We start from the raw sequence: 7,213 nt of genomic DNA on the forward strand, positions 1-7,213 counted from the left end.
AGCCCGGCTGATCCGTGCCCCCGAGTGGGAGCCGTTCAGCCGGGGTCGGGGCGGGGCGCTCAGCTACCGGGGCCGTCCGACCGGCGTCACTGCGTCGCCGTGACCAGGCAGCGCCGCAGCTCCTCGACCGCCTCGGGGGCACCGTCGACGGTGACGTCGTCCTCTCCCCCGCCCTGCCGGTTCCACAGCCAGCGCAGTACGCCCGCCGCCGGACCGCTCACCGTGACGTCGGACGCCTCGTCACCGCCACCGTCCTCGACGGCGAACAGCCCAGGTCCGGTCCGCACCCGCCACTGGGTGTGGTCGGCCCGCACCGTGTACGTCCGGCCCGGGGAGCCGCCCAGGATCGGGGCGAAGGAGTCGCCCCACTCGGCGACGCTGTACTCCGCGATGACCTTGAGCACTTCGTCGATGCCGTCCAGCGCGAGGTCGGGCGGGACGGGCCCCACCCGCTGGCCGGCACCGAGTTCGGCGTCGACGCGGTGGATCACCGTCTCATGGGCCATCCGCCGGATCCAGAAGCCCACGGTCTGGTCCGGGGCGTACCAGGAGCCCGCCGGATCCTCCGGCCGGTGCGTGGCGAACTCCTCGAGGAGCCCGGCGTAGGCCCGGTCGAGCAGTGCGAGCGGCTCCTCGTCCGTCAGCTCCTTGGGCGGCCACGGGTGCGGCTCGGCTCCCTCGCGCACGGCGAGGGTCTTGTGCAGGTACACCTCGCCGACGTGGCGGGCGAGGTCGGCGAGGGTCCAGCCGGGGCAGCTCGGCACGGCCGCGCCGGGGTCGATCGGCACGACGGCTCGCAACCGGGCGAAGTCGGCCGCGAGGCAGTCGAGGAATCGGGAGTTCTCCATCCGGACAGTTCAGCACATGTCCGCGGATCGGTCGGCCGGTCCGGCGCGAACACCCTGGTACTCCCGCCGCACATGGCGACCTTGCATCATCTCCGGTCGCCCGGCGAGGTTGCGAGCTGGCAAGCTGCTTCCGTGGATCGTGCGGAGGTGTTGCTCATCGGGGGACGCGCCGGCGTCGGCAAGTCGACGGTGGCCTGGGAGGTTTCGGCGCGTCTGCGTGGCGCGGGGATCCCTCATGCCGTCATCGAGGGCGACTTCATGGGGCAGGTGCATCCGGCGCCGCAGGGAGACCCGGATCGCTCGCGGATCACCGAGCGCAACCTCGCGGCGGTGTGGTCGAACTACGCCCGGCTGGGCTACCGGCGCCTCGTCTACACGAACACCGTGAGTGTGCTGCCCGAGGCGGGGCCATGTTCGAGCGCGCCATGGGGGCGGACCTGCGGATCGTCCGGGTGCTGCTCACCGCCTCCGACGCGACCACCGCCGAGCGTCTGGCGGCCCGTGAGCTCGGGTCCGAGCTGGAGCAGGAGGTACGGAACAGCCTGCGCAAGGCCCGGATGCTGCACGAGCGGGCACCGGCGGACGCCGTACGCGTGGCCACCGACGGCAGGGGGGTTGTGGACATCGCCTGCGAGGTGATCGCCGCCGCCGGGTGGATCGACGGCCGGCGAAGTCACGACCTACGCCGGAGTACTGACCCGGCCCGGCGCGGCCACAGAGAGCGCTGATCAGGTGGCCCCGTTCAGCCGACGGGCCGTTCCTGCGCAGCGGCGGGGCCATCCCGGTCGCGGCTGCGCGGTCCGCGTCCGGATCGACGCGGACGCCGTCGGGCAGCGCGGGCGAGGGGCGGCGTCAGCCGGGCTGGCTGCTGTCCTTGTGGGCGCCCCAGCCGTGCCAGCGGTCGATCTCGATCCAGGCACTCACCCGGGCGCGGTCACGCTGCGGGTAGGGCTTTCCCAGGTACTGCCGGGCCAGCCGGTCGATGTCGGCCAGGTCCTCGTCGTCGCGCATCTCGGCGACCCGTCCGATGAGGGTCACATGGGTGTACCAGTCGCCCTCGTCGAGCACGGTGAGCGTCACCCTGGGGTCGTGGCGCACATGCTCCAGCCGCTTGCGCCCCTCGTCCATGTTGACCAGCACCCGGCCGTCGTCCCAGAGGTACCAGGTGGGGGTGGTGACGGGCTGCCCGTCACTGCGCAGCGTCGCGATGACGGCGGGGTTGGGCCGCCGGAGCATGGCTACCGCGGTGTCGGGAAGCGGTGGATTCGACATGTGCCCTCGTCCTCGCTGTGCAGGGGTGCGGCTCCCGCGGCGGCGGGCGGCTGAACGCCGTTTCACGGTGCCACATCCCGCCTGCTCTGTCCCGCACCGCCCGCGGCGGGGCGCGTCGGGCGCGCCGACGTGGTGGTGCGCGATGCAGGTCACAGCGGGGTCGGCGGTTCGGGTGGAGAGACCCACCAGCTCGTTCGGGGCGAGCAGACTGGGATACTCCGGCCATGGATGCAGAGGTGCCGAGGAGCGCTGGGCGATCGGATGCAGCGGCGCCCGCGACCACGTCGGCGCAGGCCACGGGCTGGATGCTGCGTTCTGCGACGGCGGCGGACATCGAGGTGATCGCGGAGCTGCGGGCCACGGTGATGCGGGCGGATCTGGAACGCCTTGGACGCTACGACGAGCACCGGGTGCGGCAGCGGCTCCGGGACTCCTTCTCCGCACAGCACACGTCGATCATTGAGATCGACCGCGAACTCGTGGGATGCGTCACCGTCCGGCCTGCCGAGGACAGGCAGTGGCTGGAGCACTTCTATCTTGCTCCGCACCTTCAGGGCCGAGGGCTCGGATCCGCTGTCTTGCGCACGGTGCTGGAACGAACCGACGCGCAGGGCATGACCGTGGGTCTGAACGTGCTGCAAGGCAGTGCTGCGCGCCGGCTCTACGAGCGCCATGGATTCGTCGTGGAAGCCGAGGACCCGATCGACGTCTTCATGGCGCGCCCACCGGGGCCGAGCAGCGATGTGAGGGCCTGACTTGCCACAGCGGCCGGCTCAACTCGGTCCGCCAGGCTGCCTTCTACGACCGTGACCTGGCAGCGGCCGCGCGGTTCTCCGGGTGCGGCCACGCAGTGGGCTCGTGCGGCCTTGCCCCACCCTGCCTTTCGCCGCGCCGTCCTAGTCGTACGCCTCCACCGCGGGTCAGCCGTCAGCCACGCTGCCGGACGCCCCGGTCGGTACGCATCGAGGGGGGCACGAGGCGGCGCGGCCGGTTGAACAGGACGATGCCGAGATGCAGTACGACGGACATCACCAGCGCGGCCGCCGAGACCAGGAAGCAGACCGCCGCCCGACGGTCCCACCCGGGCCGCCGGAGGACTGCCCGCCGAGAGCCGGCCCGCAGAGCACGGTGGTCCCCACGAAGAACCCGGACGCGGTCAGGGGCAGGGCGCCCCGGCCGGGACGGCGGTGCCCGGGACCCCGCCGGCGACGGCGACTGCGGACCCGTCCGGCATGCCGGACGGTGGTGCCTGGGGCGGCGACGGCATGCGGAGCCGCCCGGGGACGGGCCGGTACCGGCATCGCTGACCGGCCGTCATCCGCTGAGCGGCCCGCGGACCGGATCGCCCGGTCCGCGGGCCGCTGTCACTCCTCGTCCGCTGTCACTCCTCGTCCTCGTCGTCGAGCCGCGCCAGCCAGGTGGCCAGCCGCTCCACGGGGATCTCGAACTCGGGGTTGAGGTCCACGAACTCGCGCAGCCGCTCGGAGAGCCACTCGAAGGTGACCTCCTCGTCGCCGCGCCGGCTCTCCAGCTCCTCGATCCCGCGGTCGGTGAAGTACACGATGTGCTCCGGACTGACGTCGATGCCGTGATTCCAGGTCAGGATAGACCGGGTGCGGACACAGCCGGGCCCGGCCGTCGCACTGCTGCGGCGGCCGGGCCCGGGATGCTGTCCGTGCGGTCGGGCGCGGGGCCCGTCAGAGGATGTCGGAGGTCAGAGGTCAGAGCGAGAAGACCTCGTCCACCAGCTGCTGCTGCTCCTGCTGGTGCCGCTTGGCCGAACCCACCGCCGGGGCGGAGGAGGCCGGACGGGCCACCCGGCGCAGCCGGGAGCCGGCGGCGTTCTTGCCGATGACCACGTCGAGGTGGTCGATCAGGTTGAGCGCGATGAACGGCCAGGCGCCCTGGTTGGCCGGCTCCTCCTGGGCCCAGATGTACTGGACGTTCTCGCCGTAGGGCGCCAGCGCCTCCTGGAGCTCCGCGATCGGCAGCGGGTAGAGCCGCTCGATGCGGACCAGGGCGGTGTCGGTGATGCCCCGCTCGGCACGGGCCGCGGCCAGGTCGTAGTAGACCTTGCCCGCGGTGATGACGACCTTGCGGACGTTGGCCGGGTCCACGCTGTCGTCGGCGATCACCGGGCGGAAGCCGCCGCTGAGGAACTCCTGCGTGGCGGAGGCCGCGGCCTTCAGCCGGAGCATCGACTTCGGGGTGAAGACGACCAGCGGCTTGTGGTGCGGGTTGTGGACCTGCCAGCGCAGCAGGTGGAAGTAGTTCGACGGCAGCGTCGGCATGGCGACCGTCATGTTGTTCTGCGCGCAGAGCTGCAGGAAGCGCTCGGGGCGGGCCGAGGAGTGGTCCGGTCCCTGGCCCTCGTAGCCGTGCGGCAGCAGCAGGGTGACGCCGGAGGTCTGGCCCCACTTCTGCTCGGCGGAGGAGATGAACTCGTCCACCACGGTGGCGGCGCCGTTGACGAAGTCGCCGAACTGGGCCTCCCACATGACCAGGGCGTTCGGCCGGGCGAGGGAGTAGCCGTACTCGAAGCCCATCGCCGCGTACTCGCTGAGCAGCGAGTCGTAGACGGTGTAGCGGGCCTGGTCCTCGGTGAGGTACAGCAGCGGGGTGTAGTCCTCGCCGGTGTTGCGGTCCACCAGCACCGCGTGGCGCTGGCCGAAGGTGCCGCGGCGGCTGTCCTGGCCGGCCAGCCGGACCGGGTGGCCCTCCATCAGCAGCGAGCCGATGGCCAGGGTCTCGCCCATGGCCCAGTCGATGGTGTTGTCCTCGACCATGGCGGCGCGGCGCTGCAGCTGCGGCAGCAGACGCGGGTGGACGGTCAGCCAGTCCGGCAGGTTGACCTGCGAGGAGGCGATCCGCTTGACGGTCTCCTCGGAGATGCCGGTGGAGACGGTGACCGGGAAGTCCGGCAGCGGGGAAGTGGTCGGGGCCGCCGGCGGCACCGCGTCGCGGACCTCGGCGAAGACCTTCTCCAGCTGGCCCTGGAAGTCCTGGAGCGCCTGCTCCGCCTCCTCCAGGGTGATGTCGCCGCGACCGATCAGGCCCTCGGTGTAGAGCTTGCGCACCGAGCGCTTCTTGTCGATCAGGTCGTACATCAGGGGCTGGGTGAAGGACGGGTTGTCGGCCTCGTTGTGACCGCGGCGGCGGTAGCAGATGAGGTCGATCACGACGTCCTTGTTGAACGCCTGGCGGAACTCGAAGGCCAGCCGGGCCACCCGGACCACGGCCTCCGGGTCGTCGCCGTTGACGTGGAAGATCGGCGCCTCGATCATGCGGGCCACGTCGGTGGAGTACATCGACGAGCGGGAGGCGGCCGGGGCGGCGGTGAAGCCGACCTGGTTGTTGACCACCACGTGCACGGTGCCGCCGGTGCGGTAGCCGCGCAGCTGCGACATGTTGAGGGTCTCCGCGACGACGCCCTGGCCGGCGAAGGCCGCGTCGCCGTGGATCTGGATCGGCAGCACGTCGAAGGCGGTGCCGGCCTTGTCCAGGATGTCCTGCTTGGCGCGGGCGATGCCCTCCACCACCGGGTCCACGGCCTCCAGGTGGGAGGGGTTGGCGGCCAGCGAGACCTTGATGGTCTCCCCGTCCAGGCCGGTGAAGGTGCCCGCGGCTCCCAGGTGGTACTTGACGTCGCCGGAGCCGTGCATCGACTTGGGGTCGAGGTTGCCCTCGAACTCGGCGAAGACCTTGCCGTACGGCTTGCCGACGATGTTGGTCAGCACATTGAGACGGCCGCGGTGGGCCATGCCGATGACGGCCTCGTCCAGCCGGTGCTCGGCGGCGGCGTCCAGCACCGCGTCCAGCAGCGGGATCAGCGACTCGCCGCCCTCCAGCGAGAACCGCTTCTGGCCGACGTACTTGGTCTGCAGGAAGGTCTCGAACGCCTCGGCCGAGTTCAGCCGGCGCAGGATGCGCAGCTGCTCCTCGCGCTCCGGCTTGGCGTAGTGGTTCTCCACCCGCTCCTGGATCCAGCGGCGCTGCTTGGGGTCCTGGATGTGCATGTACTCGATGCCCACGGTGCGGCAGTACGAGTCGCGCAGCACGCCCAGGATGTCGCGCAGCTTCATCATCTTCTTGCCGGCGAAGCCGCCGACCGCGAACTCGCGCTCCAGGTCCCACAGGGTGAGGCCGTGCTCCACGACGTCCAGGTCGGGGTGCTTGCGCTGCTTGTACTCCAGCGGGTCGGTGTCGGCCATCAGGTGGCCGCGGACCCGGTAGGAGTGGATGAGCTCCATGACGCGGGCGGTCTTGTTGACCTCGTCGTCGTGGGTGGCGGCCACGTCGGTGGCCCAGCGCACCGGCTCGTAGGGGATCCGCAGCGACTCGAAGATCTCGTCGTAGAAGTCGCTGCCGCCCAGCAGCAGCTGGTGGATCTGGCGCAGGAACTCGCCGGAGGCGGCGCCCTGGATCACCCGGTGGTCGTAGGTCGAGGTCAGCGTCATCACCTTGGAGACGCCGAGCCGGGAGAGGGTGTCCGGGGAGGAGCCCTGGAACTCGGCCGGGTACTCCATGGCGCCGACGCCCAGGATGGTGCCCTGCCCGGGCATCAGGCGCGGCACGGAGTGCACGGTGCCGATGCCGCCGGGGTTGGTCAGCGAGACGGTGACCCCGGTGAAGTCGTCCATGGTCAGCTTGTTGGCGCGGGCCCGGCGGACGATGTCCTCGTAGGCCTGCCAGAAGCCGAAGAAGTCGAGGGTCTCGGCCCTCTTGATGGCCGCCACCACGAGCTGCCGCTCACCGCTGGGCTTCACCAGGTCGATGGCCAGGCCCAGGTTGACGTGCTCGGGCTTGACCAGGAAGGACTTGCCGTCCTTGACGGTGTAGCTGTGGTTCATGCCGGGCATGGCCTTCAGCGCCTGCACCATGGCGTAGCCGATGATGTGGGTGAAGGAGACCTTGCCGCCGCGGGCGCGCTTGAGGTGGTTGTTGATGACGATGCGGTTGTCGATCAGCAGCTTGGCCGGGACGGCGCGCACCGAGGTCGCGGTGGGGAGCTCCAGCGAGGCGTCCATGTTGGTCGCCACGGCCTTGGCCGGGCCGCGCAGCGGGACCAGCTCGGGGCCCTCGGCCTGCGCGGC

5 protein-coding genes and 1 pseudogene are annotated in these 7,213 nt (G+C 71.1%); 2 read left to right on the forward strand and 4 right to left on the reverse strand.

Features of this window, described 5'->3' with window-relative positions; genetic code table 11:
* Positions 1–86 precede the first annotated feature (86 nt).
* Positions 87–848, reverse strand: coding sequence for a maleylpyruvate isomerase family mycothiol-dependent enzyme (locus AOK09_RS33210; RefSeq protein ID WP_055590937.1), 762 nt, complete (start codon positions 846–848; stop codon positions 87–89).
* 132 nt (positions 849–980) lie between these two features.
* On the opposite strand from AOK09_RS33210, the pseudogene AOK09_RS33215 reads away from it, so the two are divergent.
* Positions 981–1,576: pseudogene (locus tag AOK09_RS33215) on the forward strand (AAA family ATPase).
* Positions 1,577–1,700: 124 nt separating this feature from the next.
* Here AOK09_RS33215 and AOK09_RS33220 read toward each other — a convergent pair.
* On the reverse strand, positions 1,701–2,120 hold the full coding sequence (locus tag AOK09_RS33220; RefSeq protein WP_055590938.1) for a PPOX class F420-dependent oxidoreductase: 420 nt from the start codon (positions 2,118–2,120) through the stop codon (positions 1,701–1,703).
* A 305-nt stretch (positions 2,121–2,425) separates the two neighbouring features.
* On the opposite strand from AOK09_RS33220, the gene AOK09_RS33225 reads away from it, so the two are divergent.
* Complete coding sequence (locus tag AOK09_RS33225; RefSeq protein ID WP_055590941.1) at positions 2,426–2,875, forward strand: GNAT family N-acetyltransferase; 450 nt, start codon at positions 2,426–2,428, stop codon at positions 2,873–2,875.
* A gap of 626 nt (positions 2,876–3,501) precedes the next feature.
* Here AOK09_RS33225 and AOK09_RS33230 read toward each other — a convergent pair.
* On the reverse strand, positions 3,502–3,681 hold the full coding sequence (locus AOK09_RS33230) for a DUF6104 family protein (protein WP_055590939.1): 180 nt from the start codon (positions 3,679–3,681) through the stop codon (positions 3,502–3,504).
* A gap of 160 nt (positions 3,682–3,841) precedes the next feature.
* On the reverse strand, positions 3,842–7,213 hold a 3,372-nt coding region (locus AOK09_RS33235; protein ID WP_055590940.1), incomplete at its 5' end, for a multifunctional oxoglutarate decarboxylase/oxoglutarate dehydrogenase thiamine pyrophosphate-binding subunit/dihydrolipoyllysine-residue succinyltransferase subunit.

This window comes from Peterkaempfera griseoplana (genome assembly GCF_001418575.1).
Taxonomy (GTDB): Bacteria; Actinomycetota; Actinomycetes; order Streptomycetales; family Streptomycetaceae; genus Peterkaempfera; species Peterkaempfera griseoplana.